Origin of the sequence: Embleya australiensis (genome assembly GCF_051903075.1) — a bacterium.
Classification (GTDB): Bacteria; Actinomycetota; Actinomycetes; order Streptomycetales; family Streptomycetaceae; genus Embleya.
This window is the reverse complement of the sequence record NZ_CP182423.1, coordinates 1351446-1370380: the sequence shown is the minus strand read 5'-3', so window position 1 is coordinate 1370380 and position 18935 is coordinate 1351446. Positions and strand designations below refer to the sequence as shown.

Sequence of the window (18935 nt, the reverse complement as noted above, 5' to 3'; positions counted from 1 at the left end):
CTGGTACCGGCAGTCCCAGGAAGGCGGGACGCCTGGCTGTCGCCGGACGGCGCCCGGAGGGTGGGGGCATGACAACGACATTGATCACCGGAGCCAACAAGGGTCTCGGCTTCGAGACCGCCCGCCGACTCGTCGCCGCGGGCCACACCGTCCTGCTCGCCGCCCGGGACGCGGAACGCGGTCGCCGGGCCGCCGAGGAACTGGGCGTGCGGGCGATTCGACTGGACGTCACCGACGACGCGTCCGTGCGGGCCGCGGCGGCGGAGGTGGCGGCGGCCGGCGGGCTCGACGTCCTGGTCAACAACGCGGGCATCCAGCGGGAGATGGATGCCCGGGGTGTGGTCAGCGGCCCGGGCAAGCTGTCCGTCGACGCGCTGCGCGCCACGTTCGAGACCAACGTCTTCGGCACGGTACGGGTCACCGACGCGTTCCTGCCGCTCCTTGAGGCGTCCGCCGCGCCGGTGGTGGTCAACGTGAGCAGCGGCCTGGCCTCACTGACCCGGGTCACCGCGGCGGGCACGCCGACGCACGCCTATCCGGGCGTGGCGTATCCGGCCTCTAAGGCCGCGGTCAACATGATCACCGTGCAGTACGCGAAGGCCTTCCCGCGGCTGCGGATCAACGCGGTGGAGCCCGGCTTCACCAAGACCGACCTGAACGCGCACACCGGGCTCCAGACCGTCGGGGAGGGCGCCGAGGTCATCGTGCGGATGGCGTGCCTGGGCCCCGACGGCCCGACCGGCGGCTACTTCGACGCCGACGGCACACTCCCGTGGTGACCGGGCCGGCGTGCGGCGCCCGCCGCATCGGGCATTGGGCCTGGTGGGGCGACAACGTGTAGTCGTTCGGACGCGTTGCGCGAGATTTTGCGGTTTCGGCTTGGACGGCGGGTGGTCGGCCGGCGAGATAGGGGGTGAGAGGCCTTCGGGTCTCGTGGACACCGTCGGGCGCAACGGTCGGCGCGCCCGCCGGTGTTCGCGCCGGACTTCACGGAAGGAACCGCTGCCTTGAACAACATCCTCGGCCCCGAGACCAGACAACTGTGGCTGCTCATAGGCGTGTTGGTCGTCGTCGTGCGCGCGCCGCTCGGTGCCCTGATGCGTGGCTTCGCGCTCCCCGAGCCGCACCGCCACTGCGGCCACGGGTATCGCAGCACACACTCCGCGCGCGGCAAGGGCGGCGGACGATGACCGAACCCCGACACCCCGAACAGGCCCAAGCCGTGGACGTGGACCTGGTGGACCTCCTGCGCAACGACTTCGTCGCCTTCTGCCACAGCCACCAACTCACGCTCACCCGCTTCGCCTACGACCACCTCGGATCGCGCCCGGAGGCCGAGGACATCGTCGCCGACGTGCTGCTCGCCCTGTTCCAGCGCTGGGACGACGTACTGCGCGAGCCCGCGCCGCCCGTCAAGCGCGCGTTCCGGATGCTCACCGACGCCCTGGAGGACCGCCGGCTGCGGCGCGACCTGGTCCGGGACACCGTGGACCGCCGGCGTCCCGCCCCCGGCGGTCCGGTGATCGACGCGCCCGCGGACTTCGTCCGGTTCTGCCGGGAGCACCAGCAGACCCTGATCGACCACGCCTGGAAGAGCCTGGGCTGCGCGCACGACGCGGACGAGGCGGTCGCCGACGTGCTGCTCGCGCTGTCCCGGCGCTGGGCGGAGATCGTGCGCCACCCCAGCCCGCCGCTCGCGCTCGCCTTCGGGATCCTGCGCCGCCGGGTGGTGGACATCCGTCGGCGGCGCGGGCGCACCCCCGAGGTGCTGTTCGACTTCACCGCGCCGGGCGCCCCCGACGTGGCCTCGACCGGCAGCGGCGACCCGGCCGCGGTGGTGCCCCACCTGGACATCCTGGATCGCACGATCGCCGCGATGCCGGTCAAGCGGGCCACCTGCGCCCGCCTGCACCTGGTCATGCAACTGCCGCTCCAGGACGTCGCCGACTACCTGGGGGTGACCATCTCCACCGTCCGCAGCCACGTACACGCGGCCCGCAAACAACTCGCCACCGCGCTGGAGCGGGCCCGCCACGTACATCCCGAACCCACCCCGTCGTCCCCATCGCACCCTCGGGAACCGAATACATGAACCACCACAATTCCCTCGACCACGCCCTCCAACAGCGTCGGCGCGACATGGACGCGGCCTTCGCCGACTACGACGCCGGCGCCGCGACCCGCCGGCTGGCCGACCGCATCGTCCAGGAGCAACTGTTGGCCGCCCTGGTCCGGCCCGGCACCATCGGTCCCCAACGCGGCACCGGCTTCGCGGACGCGCACGCCGCGCAGAACGCGGCGGCGGCGGACCTGGAACAGCTGTGCCAGGCCGTGGTGGCCCGGCCGACCACCGGTCCCCTCCTCGGCGAGTTCGTCCACGAACGTGAGGCCGACGGGGCGCTGGTGTTCGGCTGCCTGCTGTATCTGACCGGGCGGCCCGCGCCGGCGGCGTTCTGGTGGCGGTACGCGGCCGGCGCCGACGACGTCGAGGCGATGCGCCTGTTGACCCTGCACCACCGGATCGAGGGCGAACCGCAGGACGCCCACCACTGGGCGGGTCGACTGCACGCGGCCACGCCCACGCCGGCTCCCGCCGAGATCGAGGGGGCGGGCGACCCGGAGGCGTATGTCGCCCGGGTGGAGCCGGGCATCGAGGAGGTCGACGACCCCGACCTCGGCGAGATCTGTAGACCCAACGACCGCTTCCCCCGTCTCCTGGCCGCCGCCGGCCACGGATGACCGTCATGTGGCGGGCGCGCTCCGGATCTCCCGGACGCGCCCGCCATGTTCGTGTGGGGACGATGCGGCCGCGCCGCGTCGATGGCCGAATGTGACAGATACCCGTCATTGCGGCCATCGGGGGTGGGCGCCACGATGGACGCATGTCCACTCCACACCGCGTCGTGATCGCGGTCTTCCCCGACGTCGACCTGCTCGACGTCACCGGCCCGGCCGAGGTCTTCGCCCTGGCCAACCGGGAGACCGCCGGCGCGGCGGGCTACGTGGTTCGCCTGGCGGGCCCCGAGGCCGGCCCCGTCGGTACGTCGGCCGGCGTACGGATCCTCGCGGACGTCGCCTTCGCCGACGTGGGGGCCGCGGTGGACACGCTGCTCGTCCCCGGCGCGGTGGCGATGGGCCCGGAGGGTCCGGTGGCCCTGGTCGACGACGCCGTCGTGGCGTGGGTCGCGGCCACCGCGCCGCACGCCCGCCGGATCGCGTCGGTCTGCGTGGGCGCGCACGTGCTCGCCGCCGCGGGCCTCCTGGACGGGCGCCGGGCGACCACACACTGGTCCACCGCCGCGCAACTGGCCGCCGACCACCCCGAGGTGCGGGTCGACGCCGACCCGATCTTCGTGCGCTCCGGCCGGGTCTGGACCGGGGCGGGGATCAGCGCCTGTATGGACCTGGCACTGGCCCTGGTGGCCGAGGACCACGGCGAGGACCTGGCCCTCGCGGTGGCCCGGCAGTTGGTCGTGTACCTGCGTCGGCAGGGCGGCCAGAGCCAGTTCAGCGTGCCGCTGAGCCGGCCCGCGACCGGCCGGCGGGACATCGACGAACTGCGCGTGTACATCACCGAGCACCTGGACCACGACCTGTCCACGTCGGCGCTGGCCGGACGGATGTGCCTGAGCGAGCGTCAGTTCGCCCGGGTCTTTCGGCAGGAGACCGGCACCGGCGCGGCGGCCTACGTGGAGGCCGCGCGGGTCGAGGCGGCCCGCCGCCTCCTGGAGAGCACCGACGAACCGCTGGAGGCAGTCGCGGCGGCCACCGGATTCGGCTCGGTGGAAACCCTGCACCGGGCCTTCCGCAAACAACTCACCACCACCCCGGCCGGCTACCGCCGCCGCTTCCGCACGGTGTCCTGACCCCGGCGTACGAACCCGCGTGGTTCGGCGGCTTCGCCCTGCCCGAAAACCATGCAACCGGCTTCTAACGAAAGGTACTTCCGACCATGCACCCCTCCGCGACCCTGCGCGAGATCGTCGGCTTCGACAACACGCCGCCCCGCCTCGGCGGCGCGTGCACCCTGATCATGATCGACTTCCAGAACACCTACCGCACCGGCGTGATGGCCCTCGACGGCGTCGAACCGGCCCTGGCCGCCGGGGCCCGACTGCTCGCCGCGGCGCGGGCGGCGGGTACGCCCGTCGTGCACGTCGTCAACGACGGCGGAGCGGGCACCCCGTACGACATCCGCGCCGAGATCGGCGCGATCAGCGGCGAAGTGGCGCCGGCCGACGGCGAATCGGTCGTGGTCAAGCAGGTCCCCAACGCCTTCCACGACACCGACCTGGAGCGCACGCTCCGCGACCTGGACGCGGGCCCCGACCTGATCCTGGCGGGCTTCATGACGCACATGTGCGTCACCTTCACCGCACAGGGCGCCTTCAACCTCGGCTACCGCCCCACCGTCGTAGCCGAAGCCACCGCCACCCGAGCCCTTCCCACCCCCGACGGCGCCGTCACCCCCGCTGAAACCCTCCAGTCGGCAAGCCTGACCACCATCGCCGACCTCTTCGGCCTGGTGGTACCAACGGTCGCGCACCTGGTCGACTGATCCGCCGGCGCGCGGGCCCTGCCGGTCAGCGGCGGCCGGTGCGGGACTGGGGTTCGAGTTTGCGGATTCTGGCGAGGCGGGCCGTGTCGTCGTGGTCGCCGCGGTAGCTGTACGGGCCGGTGAGCGGGGGCTCGTGCAGCGGGTCGGTGAGGGCGACCAGGAAGGGTAACTCCTCCTGGCGGTCCGCCGGTTCCTCGAACTCCACGTGCCGACCCGCCACCACGACGACCGGTCCGGAGCGGCGGCACCTGGTGTAGTCGATCAGGCCGGACAGGTCCTCGATGGAGGGCACCCCCTTCGCCCCGGACGGCAGATGTCCGCGTCGGTACGCCTGCCGTTCCCGGGCGGACGCGTCGGCGTATTCGGGCACCCGGACACTCCAGTAGGCGTGGATCGCCGCCCACAACACCGATTCGGGCGCGGTGACCACTCCGTCGGTCCAACTGCGCCGGCCGCCGACCGCGAAACTCAGGAAGCCGCTGTCCCAGTTGTTCGGCTTGATCTCGGCGATGCCCCGCGCGCCGGAGTCGTCGAAGCCGAGGAGGTGGTGCGGGACGTCGATGTAGAGGGCGAGGCCCTTGTTGACCATCGAACGCTCATGTTTTTGTCCGTCGGCGGTGAAATATTTCCGTTGCCGGTCCGCGACCTCCTGGCAACCGGCCACCGCCCGCGCATAGTTCGCCGACGTGTCCGAGCGCTGGGTCCACTCGCCGTACAGCTGAATGATCACGCGTGACTCCTCACCCCACCGTGATAACCGACGGAAGTCAGCCAATCACTATCCGCAAAGGGCGCGCAGGTATGTTTTGCGCCAAGCTCCACGCGAAGAACACGCCGAAGACCCCCCGCACGCCGGTGTGCGAGGGGTGGTGCGGTTTGCCGGCGTGACCGCTACGCGCGGGTGTCCGACACCGCCTCGTCGGCCGCCTCGACCGCGGATTCGGCGGACAGCAGCGGGCGTTCGAAGACGGTGCGCAGCACGATGGTGGTGCCCGTGCCGCGGATGACCGGGATCGCACGGATCCGGTCGAGGGTGTCGGCGAGCGCGGCGGTGGATGCCACCCGGACCTTGATCCAGAAGCAGTCCTCGCCCGCCACCTCGTGCGCCTCCAGGACGGCGGGCTCGCGGTGGATCGCCGCCTCGACCTGATCGCGCGCCGCCCGCCCCGCGTCGAAGCGCAGCGCGATGAACGCGGCCGTGCCGGCGTCGACCTGCGCCGGGGCCAACTCCGCGTGATAGCCGGTGATCACCCCGTCGCGCTCCAGTCGTTGGATGCGCTCGCGCACGGCGGGCTCGGACAGATCCACCGATCTGGCCAGGGCGCGCACGGTGCGCCGGCCGTCCGCGCTCAGCGCGCGAAGGAGCGCCCGGTCGATCTCGTCGAGCTGCCGCGTCATGGAAAAGCCCCTTGTTCCGGAGATCGTGTCTGACCTACCCTAAAAAAGGTTAGCAGCCTGGATCCCCTAATTTAATGAGGTGTGCTGGTCGTGTTGTCTCCTCAAAAGAGGGATCGGCTGTTGCCGTGGGTCGCCCTCGTGACCGTGTGGATCGTGTGGGGCTCGACCTATCTGGGCATCCGCTACGCGGTCGAGACGATCCCGCCGCTGCTCTCGGCCGGGACCAGGTTCCTGGTCGCGGGACTGCTGATGTTCGCGGTGGTCGGCCCGCGACACGCACGCGGCGAGCAGCGACCCACCTGGCCGCATCTGCGCTCGGCGGCGATCATCGGCGGGCTGCTCCTGGTCGGCGGCAACGGGCTGTTGAGCCTGGGCGAGCAACACCTCGACTCGGGCTTCGCCGCGCTGGTCGTGGCGACGGTGCCGGTGTGGATGGTGCTGATCAACGCGCTGGCCACCCGGACCCGGGTGTCGGGCGCGATCCTGCTCGCGCTGCTCCTGGGCACGATCGGCATCGGCGTCCTGGTCGGCGGCCCGGGCGGCGACGTGCACATCGGCGGCGTGGTGATGGTCCTGATCGCGTGCGTGTTGTGGGCGGGCGGCTCGGTGTACGCGCGCACCGCGCCGCTGCCTCGGCATCCGCTGGTGGTGACCTCGTTGGAGATGATCACGGCCGGGGTGATGTTGTTCGTCCTGGCCGCGCTGCGCGGCGAGTTCGGGCAACTGGACGTGGCCGGCATCTCGACCGCCTCGTGGCTGGGGCTGGCCTGGCTGGTGTTCGCCGGGTCGATCGTCGCGTTCAGCGCGTACATGTACGTCAACAGTGTGCTCCCCAACGACACCGTGGCGACCTACGCGTACGTCAACCCGGTGGTGGCGGTGCTGCTGGGCGCGGCGATCGCGGGCGAGTCGGTGGGCCCGAACGTCTACCTCGGCGGCGCGATCATCGTCGCGTCGGTGGTCCTGATCGTCGCCACGCGCCCGCGCCCGGCCAAGCCTGTCGAGCAGTCGGCCGGGCAGTCGGTCGAGAAGCCGGTCGAAGCGCCCGCCCGCGTCGCGGACGTCGGCTCGTCGGAGGACGTCCGGCGGGGGTGACGACCCCGGCCGCGCTCGCCGATGCCCTCGACGCGCCGGGGCCCGAGGGCGCACGACGCCCGGCGCTGTTCATACGATGCCGTATGGACGCAGGTCGGCACCCACGAGTACGACACCGTACGGCGGGGCGTGACGCGAGGACGAGAGGAACCACATCGTGGGCGTGACCCGTACACCGCGCGGCAGATGGGTCGAGGAGGGGCTGCGCGCGCTGGCCGCCGGCGGTCCCGAGGCGGTCCGGATCGAGCCGCTGGCGCAGGCACTGGGCGTCAGCAAGGGCGGGTTCTACGGGTACTTCGGCAACCGGGGCGTCCTGCTCGCCGAGATGCTCGACACGTGGGAGCGCGCGGTCACCGAGGACGTGATCGAGCGGGTCGAGGCCGGCGGGGGCGACGCCAGGGCCCGACTGGATCGACTGTTCGAGCTCGCGTCCACGAGCGAGGGGCCGGTCCTGGGTACCGCCGCCGACCTGGCGGTCCGGGGCTGGGCCCGGCGCGACGAGGCGGTCGCGGAGCGGCTGCGCAGGGTGGACAACCGGCGGATGGACTACCTGCGTTCGTTGTTCGCGACGTTCTGCGCCGACCCGGGCGACGTCGAGGTGCGCTGCCTGCTCGCCTTCTCGCTGCGAATCGGCATGCACTTCGTCGCCGCCGACCAAGGCCCGTACAGCCGCGCGGAGGTGCTGCTGCTGACCCGGAAGTGGCTGTTGAGATAGCCGACTTCGGGTTCGGGTTCGGGGTCGCCGTCAGCCCGGCCGGCGGGTGCCCTGGTGCGGGATCCGCGGCCGGTGTGCGGCGACGTGGTCGGCGAGTTGTTCGGCCAGGCGCAGGGTACGCAGGCGGGCCAGGCACTGGCGCGCCCATACGGTGGCCGCGACGGAGCCGGCCAGGACGACGGTGAGCCGATCGCAGCGGTGTCCGGCGAGCAGGTGTACGAGGGCGACGACGGTACAGGCGAGCACGGGTACGCTCGCGGCCAGCACGGCGGTCGCGGCCCGGCGCCGGGGCGTGCTCGCGGTCGCGGATATGCCGGCCGGGCGGGTACAGGGCCCGCACACGATCATCACCATGCCCACGACCCTGGTGGCGGTCGACAGGCGGCTCACCCGGTCGACCGCGTCGGACACGAGGACCTCGATGCCGCCGAGGCCGATCACCGCCACGGCCACCAGCGTCACCAGGGCCGCGCCGCCGCGCCGTCCCCGGGTCGGCGCGCCGTAGAGCAGCGGGGCCAGGCACACCCACACCACGTCGACGCACAACCAGCCCACCGGAACCCAGACGGTCGACGCGGTCCCGTGCCGAGGGTCGCCGGCGGCGCAGTGCAGCGCGGTCATCCGGCCCAGGGTGAGGACGGACGCGACCAGCAGCCAGGCGTCCAGGGCGGTGCGCAGTCGCGGTGCGCGGCCGCCCGTGACACGCACGACCTCGGTCAACAGGCGGACCGCGGCGGCGAGTACGACGGCGAGGGTGATCGCGAGGAAGGCGAGCAGGGGCCACGGGGAGAGGGGCCGCCCGGTCGGTTGCGGGACGGCCTGGAGGGCGCCCGCGCCGATGGTGAGCGTGCCGAACGCGATCGCGCGCGAGCGGTTGGGTCGGCGCGCCGTGCGCAGCAGGACGGCGAACGCCAGACCGGCGGCGAGCAGGACCGGGAGGCCGGATCCCGAGCGACCGCCGATGCCGATGACGACGGCGAGCGCGATCAGGCCGGGCTCCGGTGCCGTGGCCGCCCTGGCGATCGACGGGAGGCGCCGTCGACCGGCCCTCATCGGCACCCGCCGTCGTCCGGGCCGGAGGAGGAGTGGCGGTGGCGGCGGACGGCGCGCGGCGGTGGCAGGTCGGGCCCGGCGCACGGGGGTTCGGGGTTCGACGGGTGTCGGGTTCGCTGCGTGGCGGGCTCCTGACTCGGGCGGTGGCCGAAGGCGGCGGGCGTCGGGTGCCGACCGCGTGATGAGCGGGTGCGCCGATTCCCGAAGCGGGATCCGGCGTCGGAGCGGACAACGAGGAGCCCGCGATCGATACACGCCGGCTACCGAGTGTTCACCCGATCGACACGCGGTGCCACTCCTTCGAGTGACCTTGGGCGTGGCGCCGGGCGTGCCTTCCCGGTGCCGATCGACCAGGCCCGACAATGAGCGACTCTGCCGCGCATCCTCCCGTGCCACGCACCCGCACACCCGACGAGCGGTGCGGGCATACGCCGCCCGCACCGGCCGCGATCGTGGCGCCGGTGACGGTGAGCGGCCGGATGCCATGAAGGTTGGACAGACGGACCCGGACGATGTCGCCGCCGACGCCGACCCGGACCACCTGACGGATCGTCTGCCGCGCGAAACCGGCCTCCGACCAGTTCGGGACGGATCGGACGCTGAATACCCTGCTGTCCGGATTTCTTGTCCGATCGTCTGGCCCGACGCACACTAGAGTGCCGACATGGACGTTCTCGGAGATGTGCTCGCGGCGATGCGCGCCGGTCGGCCGTACGCGGGGCGCAGCATGTGTCGGCAGCCGTGGGGCGTACGTTTCCCGGCGGGTGACTCGGCCTGCTGCCATGTGGTGCTCCAGGGGACGTGCGCGCTGATTCCGCCCGACGGCCCGCCGCTGACCCTCGGCGTCGGCGACGTGTTGTTCACCGCCCCGGGGCATGGTCACGTGCTGGCGGATCGGCCCGGCAGCCCGCCGATCGACTTCCGCCCCGCCCGCGACGAGACGTCGTTGATCACCGAGTTGCACATCCCCGGCCCGGGCGCGCTCACCGAAATGGTCTGCGTCTGCTACACGTTCGATCGGTTGCGCCCGCATCCGCTGCTGCGCGACCTGCCGCCGGTGATCCACCTGCCCGCCCGGGTCGGGCAACACCCGGCGATCCGGGCCACCGTCGACCTGATGGGCGCGGAACTGCGGCGGCCCCGGGTCGGCAGCGAGGCGATCCTGATCCCGCTCGTCGACGTGCTGCTGCTGTACGTACTGCGCGCCTGGATCGAGGAGGAGGCCGCACACGCCGGAACGGGTTGGGCCGCCGCGCTGACCGACCCGGCCGTCGCGGGCGCCCTGCACGAGATCCACAGCCGCCCCGAACACCCTTGGACCGTCGAGGAGTTGGCCACCCGATCCGGGGTTTCGCGGGCCACCTTCGCCAAACGCTTCAGCACCGTCGTCGGCCAACCCCCGCTGGGCTATCTCACCTGGTGGCGGATGACCACCGCGGCGCGCCTGCTGCGCGGCACCGACGCGTCGCTGCCGACCGTGGCCGAACGTTGCGGCTACGGCTCGGAGTACGCCTTCGCCAAGGCGTTCAAACGCGCATACGGCATCCCGCCGGGCCGTTTTCGGCGGCACGTGCCGACGCCCTGACCGACCTCGGCGGACGTCGACCGATGGTGGTGTCGGAATGCGCGGCGGGTCCGTACCATGGCGCGGCATGACGGGGGTCGGGGATTCGAAGCGGCAACAGGGCAATCTCGTACTGCTGGTGGCGGCACTGCTGTTCGCGGTGATCGTGCTGCCCCGCGTACTGGAGGACGACAAGGGCGGCAAGGGCGCCGGGGGCGCGCCGGCGGCGTTGACCGCCGCGACGAAGGGGGCGCCGAGGGCGGGGCTGCCGACCGGGCTGCCCACGGGGTTCCCGACGGTGCGCGGGCTGCCGGCGGATCCCCGGCAGACGCCCGGGCGCACGCCGAGCGGGAGCGATTCCCGGCCGGGCGGCTCGGTGCCGACCCCCGTGCGCGACCCGCGCGCGGACGCGTTCGCGGCGGTGGCCCACAACGGGATCTGCCTGAACGCGTGGCAGACCGGGACGGAGCGCGGCAGCGGTTGGAACACCGACACCCCGCGCGCGGTGGACTGCGACTCGGACAGCGCGTATGTGCGCGTGGCCGGGGTGAACGCCACGAACTGCCCGATCAGCGACCCCGGGGTGACCAGTTGGCGCTATCGCGACGTCGACCTGTGCCTGGAACGGCAGTTCCGCAAGGGTCAGTGCTTCCTGGTCTCCCGCTCGGGCGGGACCGAGAACACCCCGCGCTACTCCGCCAACCTGTTCACCTGGATCGACTGCGACGCGGCGCGCATCCCGGCGAGCTTCGATTCGCTCCTGGCCGTCACCGGCGTCTACCGGGCCCCGGCCGAAGTCCGCGCCGGTGCGTGTGCCAGGGTGGCCAACGACCGTACGTACTACTGGTATTGGGTCGCCCACAACGACACCACGCTGATCTGCGCGACCTATCCGAATCGCTGACCGACGCGCCGAACCCCCGTCCGCACCCGGTCATTTGCGGGTCGCGGTGTGCATCACTCCGAAGCCGATCCCGAGGGCGAGCAGCACGATCGGCCCGGACGCGAACAGGTAGTACGTGCCGACGGCGCATGCCAACGCGCAGTACACGGCGGACACATAGGACAGGGTTTTCTGCAGTTCCGGCGACCCGTGCCGGTTGAGGCGTACGACCAGGGCACAACACACCGCCGCCCACAACGCCGCCCGCTCCTGTCCGAACGACGCCGTCTCGAACAGGTCCGCCGCCGTCTTGTGCAACCCGTTGTCGGCCATCGACGCGGCCGCCCGGGCAAGCGCCTGGACCCGGTCCGGCGGCGCGGTGCCCGTCCGCACATCGTCGATCACCGACCGCCAGTATTCGGACAGGAGCAACACGGCCAACCCGAGGGCGTGAAACACCTTGGCCGTCCCGTCCGCGGACCCCAACCGCCCCTGAGCGGGCGTCTGTTCGATCCCGGCATCCCCCGAACCCCCGTCAGTCGCCATCTGCGCAGCGTAGCGAACGACGAACCGGCGCGAGGCCGGGATCTTCGAGGCGGAACCGACGGCCGCCGGCGCCGGGACGTACTCCCGGCGCCGGCGGTTTTCGGTGGGCCGACGATCAGCGGCCCGAACCCGCGTGGACCAGGGCCTCCTCCGTCGTGTCGAGGTCGAACGCGGTGTGCAGGGCGCGCACCGCGTCGACCACCTGGGCGGTGCGGCACAAGACGGAGATCCGGATCTCCGACGTCGACATGATCTCGATGTTGACGCCCACGGCCGCCAGCGTCTCGCAGAAGGTCGCGGTGACCCCCGGACCGGCCCGCATGCCGGTGCCGATCAGCGAGACCTTGCCGACGTCCGCGTCGTGGCTGACCCCCTCGAAGCCGAGTTCGGCGCGCATCGCGCCGAGTGCGGCCAGCGCGGCGGCCACGCCCTGTTCGGGCAGGACGAACGTCAGATCGGCGCGGGCGTCGTCCGGTCGTGCCGCGTTCCGCACCACCATGTCGATCTCGCCCCCGGCGTCGGCGACCGCGCGGACCAGCCGGCCCACCGCCCCCGCGCCGTCCGGGACCCCGTGCACGGTGACCTTCGCGCCGGACAGGTCGTGCGCGACGGCGGTGATCCGTGACGGTTCCGCGCCGGCGTCGTCGGGGGCGCCGGAAACGGTGGTTCCGGGCTTGTCCCCGTACGAGGACCGGACCTGGATCGGTACACCCCAGCGGCGGGCGTACTCGACCGAGCGCAGGGCCAGCACCCGACTCCCCGACGCCGCCATCTCCTGCATGGCGTCGTAGGTGACGTGGTCGAGCAGCCGCGCGTTCGGCACGATCCGGGGATCCGCGCTGTACACGCCGTCCACGTCCGTGTAGATCTCGCAGACGTCGGCCTTGAGCGCGGCGGCCAGCGCGATGGCCGTGGTGTCGGAACCGCCGCGGCCCAGCGTGGTGATGTCGTCGGTGTCCCGGTTCAGGCCCTGGAATCCGGCGACCAACACGATCCGGCCCCGGTCGAGTTCGCGCCGAACCCGATGTGGGACCACCTCGACGATCTGCGCCCTGCCGTATTCGGCGGTGGTGAACACGCCCGCCTGGGGGCCGGACAACGAACACGCCCGCGCGCCCAGGTCGCGGATCGCCATCGCGGCCAGCGCGTTGGAGATGCGCTCGCCCGAGGTGAACAACATGTCCAGCTCGCGCCGGTGCGGGAAGGGCGAGATCTGCCGTGCCAGGTCGAGCAGTTCGTCGGTGGTGTCGCCCATGGCGGACAACACCACGACGACGTCGTGACCCTCGTGACGCGTGGCTACCACGCGTTCGGCGACCTGCTTGACGCGCTCGATGCTGTGCACCGAGGAGCCGCCGTACTTCTGCACGATGAGAACCATGGAGTGAGATCTCCTCGAGACCGCCCCGGACGGGCGGCCGGTCGGCGCCGGGTCGGCCGGTGGCCCGGTGCGGATGGGCCTACGGGTGACCGGCTTCGACGGCGTCGACGAGGATCGTGCACGCGGTGTCCACGACCTCGGCGGTGACGTTGAGCGGCGGGAGGATCCGCACCACGCAGTCCTCGCGTCCGCCGCGCTCGACGATCAGCCCCCGGCGCAGCGCCCGGGCCTGGATCGCGCGGGCGAACTCCGCGGCGGGCAGTCCGGTTTGCGGGTCGGCGATCTCGATGCCCCACATCAGGCCCCGGCCGCGCACCTCGCGCACCCAGGGGTCGGCCATCAGCGGCGTGAGCCGGTCGGCGATCTGCGCGCCGCGCCGACGCACGTTGCCGAGGATGTCGTCGCGCCGGACGATGCGCACGGCCTCGACCCCCGCGGCGAAGGCGAGTTGGTTGCCGCGAAAGGTGCCGATGTGCGCGCCGGCCGCCCAGCCGTCGAGCGCGTCGTCGTACAGGATCACCGCGATCGGGGTGCCGATGCCGCTGAGCGCCTTGGAGGCGACCACGACGTCCGGTTCGATCCCGTACTGCTCGAACGCGAACCAGGTACCGGTGCGCCCGCAGCCGGTCTGCACCTCGTCGACGATCAACGGAATCCGCAACTCCCGGGTGAGCGCACGCAGTCGGCGGACGAAGTCTGCGGTCGCGGGCACCACGCCGCCCTCGCCCTGTACGAGTTCGAGGAGCACCGCGGCGGGCAGCGGGATGCCGGCGTTGCCGTCGGTGAGCGAACGCTCCAGGTAGGCCACGCAGTTCGTGGTGCATGTGGCGGGGCTCAGGGCCAGCGGGCACCGGCCGCAGTAGGAGAACGGGAAGAAGTGGGTGCCGGGCACGCTGTTGGCGACGGGCCGCTTCGCCGAGACCAGACCGGTCAGCGCCATGGCGGCGTGTGTGCTGCCGTGGAAGCCGCCCTGGAAGGTGACGACGTCGCCGCGACCGGTGGCGATCTTGCAGAGCTTGATCGCCGCCTCGATGGCGTTGGCCCCGGTGGGACCGCAGAAGTGCACCTTTGTGCGCTCGCGCATCCCGGCGGGCAGCATGGACAGCTGAGCCTCCAGGAACGCGTCCTTGACCGGCGTCGGGAAATCCAACCCGTGGGTGAGCACGCCCAGTTGCGTGGTGACCGAGCGGACCAGCTCGGGATGGTTGTGGCCCAGGGAAAGCACGCCGGCGCCGGCGAGGAAGTCGATGAAGACGTTGCCGTCGACATCGCGTACGAAGCTGCCGGCCGCCTCGGCCAGCGCGATGGGCAGATTACGCGGATACGTACGGGCGTTGGACTCGCGCCGGGCCTGGCGCGCGAGCAGTTCGGCGGAGCGCGGACCGGGTAGGTCGCACGCCACGTGGGGCTCGGTCATGGTGACCTGGGCAAGCGTCATGGGTATCTCCGATGGGGACTACGGGACATGGGGGATGGGGATTGGGGGGCGGGGACGGGACCGGGACGCCTCACCCGGGGCGGGCCGGGATGCCGCGCCACCGGGTCTCGTCGGGCAGGTGTTCGCCCTTCATCACCAGGGACAGTGCGTCGAGCGAGGCCCCGGCGCCGACCCGCGCGTCGTAGAGCACGACCGACCGGGTGCCGACCGAGGCGCCCGCGCCGATCCGGACCTCGGACATCTTCATCACGCGGTCCTCGAACAGGTGGGTCTGCAGCGACGTCACCTCCGCCACCGCCGCGTCGTCGCCCACCTCGACAAGGTCGAACTCGGTCAGATACGTGGTGCCGAGCCAGACCCGCCGGCCGATCCGGGCGCCGAACAGCCGCAACACCGGGCCCATCAGGGGAGTGCCGGTGAGGAGGTTGAGCAGGCTCGGCACGACCAGGTTCTCGTACAGCCCGGTGATCAGCTCCGTGCGGCGCACCCAGATGCTCCACAGCGGTTCGACCCTGGCCCGATAGCGGCCGATGACAAGCCACTTCAGCACCACCGCGGCCAGCGTGGAGCCCACTCCGACGGCCACGAACAGGGCCGGACCGAGCAGGAACAGCACCCACGGCGGGCACACCCCGGCGAGCCGGACGGCCGCGTACAGACTGCCCAGCGCGCCCAGCGCGGCGATCGTGGCGGGCAGCGTCACCCGGAAGTACTCGATCGCGAGCCGGGCCGCGATCAACCCCCGGCTCGGGTCGTACGTCAACTTCGCCGGGAACTCCCGGCTCTCCTCGCGACGCGGCAGGAAGATCGCCGGCGAACCGAGCCAGGTGGTCTCGGGGTCGATCGGCCGGGTCGGCGCGAGCGAGTGCACGCCGAGCAGACTGTTCTCGCCGAGCCGGCACGAGCCGGGAACGAGCGCGCCGTTGCCGACGAAACTGCGCGCGCCGATCTCGGCCGGGGCGAGCGCGACCTGCCCGTGATGGAACACCGCCGGGCCGACCACGCTGACGTCCGCCACGAAGCTGCGCTCGCCGATGATCAGCATCTCGGGGTCGACGAAGCTGACCGTGGCCACCTCGGACCAGCGCCCGGTACGGGCACCGAGCAGGCGCAGGAACGGGACGAGGTACAGCGTCGAGTAGAGCGCGTGGGTCAGCGTCAGACTGGCCGTCATCATGCCGTCGCCGATCCACTTGCGCACGCCCAGGCCGCTGCGTTCGGGATGGATGCCGGCCCGCGAGCGCGGCAGCACCACCCGCTTGACCACCAGCACCAGGACACACGTGAACAGCACCACCAGCGGCCCGGCCGGGAGCGTGGCGACGATCGCCCAGCCGAAGCCGTACCGCCAGGCGACGACCCCCACGAGCGCGCCGGCGGCGCCGGCGACCAACAGCGGGACCAAGGCGAGCAGTACGGCACCCGCGCCGAAGCCGATCAGGACCCGCAGTGGCCAGGCCCGGCCGTCGTCCTCGGCCGCCATCGCGTCGAGCAGCGCCGGCGCCCCTTCCTGGCGGGTGACGGGTGAGCCGGCCCAGTGCTCGTCGGCGGGCAACACGTGGTCCGCCGGAACCAACGACTGCTCGCCGACCGAGGTGCGGTCGCCGATCACTGCGCCCGCGAGCACGACGCTGTTGGTGCCCACGAAGCAGCCGGCGCCGATGCGGACCGGCGCCAGCCGCAACCACCCGTGCTCGACCACGTACGGCTGGAGGCGTGCGCCGTAGCCGATGCTCGCCCCGTCGCCGATCTCCACGAACGCGGGCAGCCCGAGCACCGCCGACACATGGCAGCCGCGACCGACCCGGGCGCCGACCAGCCGCAACCACGGGGCCAGGAGCGGGGATCCGGTGAGGAACGCGAGCGGACTGAACGCGAGCATCCGGCCGTACAGCCAAAACCGCAGGTAGGTCACGCCCCACAGCGGATACCACCCGGGGCGTACGCCGAGCATCAACAACCGCGCGGCGAACAGCGTGACGAGCAGGCTCGCGACGATCCACCCCACCTCCAAGGCGATGAACCCGGGCAGGTACAGGTGAGTGAGGCGGTCGAGCAGGCCGCCGGGCGCGGGCTCGTGGATCGGCAGGTCCCAGGCCAGGAACACCCGGTACAGCAGCACGACCGCGGGCAGGCCCAGGGCGAGCAGCCACGCGTACAGCGTGACGCACTGCGCGACGCCGCAGGCGAATACCCGCCGGCTGCGGTGCCGGAGCGGTGCCGGCGCGGGGGTGGCGGGTTGCCGTGCGACACCGGCCGCCGGATCCCCGGCCGCCGCCTCGGCCTCGACGTGCCGGGCCAGGCCGCGAATGGTGGGGTGGGCGTACAGGTCGCCCATCGCCACGCCGCGCAACTCCGGTTCCCGGCGTAGTCGGGAGATCAGCCGGGCCGCCGCCATGGAGTGGCCGCCGAGGTCGCAGAAGAAGTCGTCCTCGACGGAGATCTCCGCGCCGCCGAGCACGTCCGCCCAGGCCCGGGCCAGGTGCCGTTCCAGTGCCGTCTCGGGTGCGACGTGGGTACCGGTGCGCCGGTTCAGCGGCGCGGAGGCCGGCGCGGGCAGTGCGGCACGGTCGACCTTGTCCGCGGCCAGCAACGGGAATTCGGGCAGCACCTCGACGTAGGACGGGATCATGTACGCGGGCAGCCGGCTCTGCAGCGCCACCCGCAACCGGGCCCGCAACGCGTCACAGGCCGGGGTCGACGCTCCGTCGCCGCCGGCGACGAGTGTCACGTAGCCGACCAGGTCCTGCACGACGCCGTCCCGCTCCAGCGGGGTCACCACCGCGTTCTCGATCGCGGGATCCTCGCGCAGCACCTCCTCGATCTCGGCCGCCTCGATACGATAGCCGCGAATCTTGAGCTGGGTGTCGACCCGGCCGAGGTATTCGATCTCGCCCGTCGCGGTGAACCGGCCGAGGTCGCCCGTGCGATAGATCCTCGGCACGTCGGCGCGTTCGGCCTCGATCGGGTTGGTCACGAACCGCTCGGCGGTCAGGTCGGGGCGATTGACGTAGCCGACCGCCACACCCGGACCGCCGACGCAGATCTCCCCGCCGGCGCCCTCGTCGACCGGGCGCAGTTGCTCGTCGAGGATGTAGACCCGGTAGGTCGGCAGCGGTATGCCGATCGTCACCGGCCGGTTCGGGCCCAGTTCGCCGCAGGTCGCGGTGACGGTGGTCTCGGTGGGTCCGTACGCGTTGAGGATGCGCCGATCGGGTCGCGCCCAGCGCCGGACAAGGTCCGGCGGGCAGGCCTCGCCGCTGACCAACAGGGTGCGCAGGAGCGGAAATTCGCCCTCGATGGTGGTCAGCAGGGTGGGTACGCAGCACAGCACCGTGATCCGGTGCTCCAGCAGGAAGTCGCTCAGCCCCTGGCCGACCCGTCCGCCGTCGGTGGGACCGGAGATCAGGGTCGCCCCGGCGATCCAGGCCGGCCAGATCTCCTCGACCGAGAAGTCGAACGCGATCGAGAGTCCCTGGTAGACCCGGTCCCGGGCGCTCACCCGGTAGATCGGGGTGACCACGTGCAGGAAGTTGGCGATGCTCGCGTGCGATACGGCCACGCCCTTGGGGCGGCCCGTGGTCCCGGAGGTGTAGATCACGTAGGACCACGAGCCCGGGTCGATGCGGACGTCGGGCCGATCGTCGGGTTGTCGGGCCAAGTCCTGCGCCGCGACGTCGAGTTCGAGCAGGGGGCAGGTCGCCTCCGCGGTGCGCCCGCGCATCTCGGACGTACTGACCAGATCGCACAGGTCGGCGTCCCGGGCGATGAAGGCGACGCGTTCGGCCGGGAACGACGGGTCGAGCGGGACGTAGGCGGCGCCCGACTTGATCACGCCGAGCAGGGCGACGTAGGCGTCGAGCGAGCGTTCCAGGAGGATTCCCACGGTGCGGCCCGGCGCGGCCCCTCGGCTTCGGAGCAGACTCGCCAAGCGGTTGGCTCGGCGGTCCAGCTCCGCGTAACTCAACGAGGTGTTCTCGCAGACGACGGCGACGGCCTCGGGATTGCGGTCGCAGGATCGCTCGAAGAAATGGGGAAGTACGCGGATCGGCGACTTGTCGAGAGTGGCCGTGGGGGGTGATGCCCCCGGGGTCACGACCGAGTTCGCCGGTCCGGGAGTGGTTCTCATACGGGTCATGACTCGTCCTCGTCGGGGATTTATGTAAACCCGGTTGAATAATGAGATTCCATCGGGGATGTCTGAAGATCGACATACACGACAGGTGTGGAGGGCCGCTGCGACACCGCCCGCGCGTGACCGGCGCTACGGGGAAAGGCGCGACTTACCGGCGCCATCGGTGCAG

Annotated in this window: 17 protein-coding genes; 10 read left to right on the top strand and 7 right to left on the bottom strand. The window is 71.9% G+C overall.

Annotated features, from left to right (window positions below; genetic code table 11):
- Nucleotides 1–68: 68 nt before the first annotated feature.
- The 6 genes from ACMXN5_RS36180 (at nucleotide 69) to ACMXN5_RS36155 (ending at nucleotide 4558) form a co-directional block, all read left to right on the top strand.
- Entirely contained in the window at nucleotides 69–779 is a 711-nt protein-coding gene (locus ACMXN5_RS36180; protein ID WP_439679129.1) for an SDR family NAD(P)-dependent oxidoreductase, read from the top strand.
- 228 nt (nucleotides 780–1007) lie between these two features.
- Nucleotides 1008–1190 carry a hypothetical protein gene (locus ACMXN5_RS36175; RefSeq protein ID WP_439679128.1) on the top strand — a complete coding sequence of 61 codons (183 nt, stop codon included), beginning with the start codon at nucleotides 1008–1010 and terminating at the stop codon, nucleotides 1188–1190.
- The gene (locus ACMXN5_RS36170; protein WP_439679127.1) at nucleotides 1187–2092 is read left to right on the top strand and encodes a sigma factor; all 906 of its coding nucleotides are present in this window, start codon (nucleotides 1187–1189) and stop codon (nucleotides 2090–2092) included. Before ACMXN5_RS36175 ends, ACMXN5_RS36170 begins: the two co-directional genes overlap by 4 nt.
- A complete protein-coding gene (locus ACMXN5_RS36165; RefSeq protein WP_439679126.1) occupies nucleotides 2089–2739 on the top strand; it encodes a hypothetical protein in 651 nt (216 codons plus the stop codon). Before ACMXN5_RS36170 ends, ACMXN5_RS36165 begins: the two co-directional genes overlap by 4 nt.
- A gap of 143 nt (nucleotides 2740–2882) precedes the next feature.
- A complete protein-coding gene (locus ACMXN5_RS36160) occupies nucleotides 2883–3866 on the top strand; it encodes a GlxA family transcriptional regulator (RefSeq protein WP_439679125.1) in 984 nt (327 codons plus the stop codon).
- A gap of 86 nt (nucleotides 3867–3952) precedes the next feature.
- Entirely contained in the window at nucleotides 3953–4558 is a 606-nt protein-coding gene (locus tag ACMXN5_RS36155; RefSeq protein ID WP_439679124.1) for an isochorismatase family protein, read from the top strand.
- Between the two features lie 25 nt (nucleotides 4559–4583).
- Here the strand turns inward: ACMXN5_RS36155 and ACMXN5_RS36150 are convergent, their stop codons facing one another.
- Nucleotides 4584–5288 (bottom strand): hypothetical protein, encoded by a 705-nt coding sequence (locus ACMXN5_RS36150; RefSeq protein WP_439679123.1) that lies wholly within the window; start codon nucleotides 5286–5288, stop codon nucleotides 4584–4586.
- Between the two features lie 161 nt (nucleotides 5289–5449).
- Nucleotides 5450–5956 carry an Lrp/AsnC family transcriptional regulator gene (locus ACMXN5_RS36145; RefSeq protein ID WP_439679122.1) on the bottom strand — a complete coding sequence of 169 codons (507 nt, stop codon included), beginning with the start codon at nucleotides 5954–5956 and terminating at the stop codon, nucleotides 5450–5452.
- A 90-nt stretch (nucleotides 5957–6046) separates the two neighbouring features.
- Between ACMXN5_RS36145 and ACMXN5_RS36140 the strand changes: the two genes are divergently transcribed.
- Nucleotides 6047–7051 (top strand): EamA family transporter, encoded by a 1005-nt coding sequence (locus ACMXN5_RS36140; protein ID WP_439679121.1) that lies wholly within the window; start codon nucleotides 6047–6049, stop codon nucleotides 7049–7051.
- A 157-nt stretch (nucleotides 7052–7208) separates the two neighbouring features.
- Nucleotides 7209–7766 carry a TetR/AcrR family transcriptional regulator gene (locus tag ACMXN5_RS36135; RefSeq protein ID WP_439679120.1) on the top strand — a complete coding sequence of 186 codons (558 nt, stop codon included), beginning with the start codon at nucleotides 7209–7211 and terminating at the stop codon, nucleotides 7764–7766.
- A gap of 30 nt (nucleotides 7767–7796) precedes the next feature.
- Here the strand turns inward: ACMXN5_RS36135 and ACMXN5_RS36130 are convergent, their stop codons facing one another.
- Complete coding sequence (locus ACMXN5_RS36130) at nucleotides 7797–8819, bottom strand: hypothetical protein (RefSeq protein ID WP_439679119.1); 1023 nt, start codon at nucleotides 8817–8819, stop codon at nucleotides 7797–7799.
- A 664-nt stretch (nucleotides 8820–9483) separates the two neighbouring features.
- Between ACMXN5_RS36130 and ACMXN5_RS36125 the strand changes: the two genes are divergently transcribed.
- Together ACMXN5_RS36125 and ACMXN5_RS36120 are read left to right on the top strand one after the other, a co-directional pair.
- Entirely contained in the window at nucleotides 9484–10404 is a 921-nt protein-coding gene (locus ACMXN5_RS36125) for an AraC family transcriptional regulator (protein ID WP_439679118.1), read from the top strand.
- A gap of 67 nt (nucleotides 10405–10471) precedes the next feature.
- On the top strand, nucleotides 10472–11287 hold the full coding sequence (locus ACMXN5_RS36120) for a hypothetical protein (protein WP_439679117.1): 816 nt from the start codon (nucleotides 10472–10474) through the stop codon (nucleotides 11285–11287).
- Nucleotides 11288–11317: 30 nt separating this feature from the next.
- Here ACMXN5_RS36120 and ACMXN5_RS36115 read toward each other — a convergent pair whose 3' ends face one another.
- From ACMXN5_RS36115 to ACMXN5_RS36100, 4 genes are all read right to left on the bottom strand, one after another.
- Nucleotides 11318–11812, bottom strand: a complete 495-nt coding sequence (locus ACMXN5_RS36115) for a hypothetical protein (RefSeq protein WP_439679116.1) — start codon at nucleotides 11810–11812, stop codon at nucleotides 11318–11320.
- A gap of 115 nt (nucleotides 11813–11927) precedes the next feature.
- Nucleotides 11928–13193: an aspartate kinase gene (locus ACMXN5_RS36110; RefSeq protein WP_439679115.1), complete on the bottom strand. Its 1266-nt coding sequence runs from the start codon at nucleotides 13191–13193 to the stop codon at nucleotides 11928–11930.
- Between the two features lie 79 nt (nucleotides 13194–13272).
- Nucleotides 13273–14631: a diaminobutyrate--2-oxoglutarate transaminase family protein gene (locus ACMXN5_RS36105; RefSeq protein ID WP_439679114.1), complete on the bottom strand. Its 1359-nt coding sequence runs from the start codon at nucleotides 14629–14631 to the stop codon at nucleotides 13273–13275.
- A gap of 70 nt (nucleotides 14632–14701) precedes the next feature.
- On the bottom strand, nucleotides 14702–18769 hold the full coding sequence (locus tag ACMXN5_RS36100; RefSeq protein WP_439679113.1) for a Pls/PosA family non-ribosomal peptide synthetase: 4068 nt from the start codon (nucleotides 18767–18769) through the stop codon (nucleotides 14702–14704).
- Nucleotides 18770–18935: the final 166 nt, after the last annotated feature.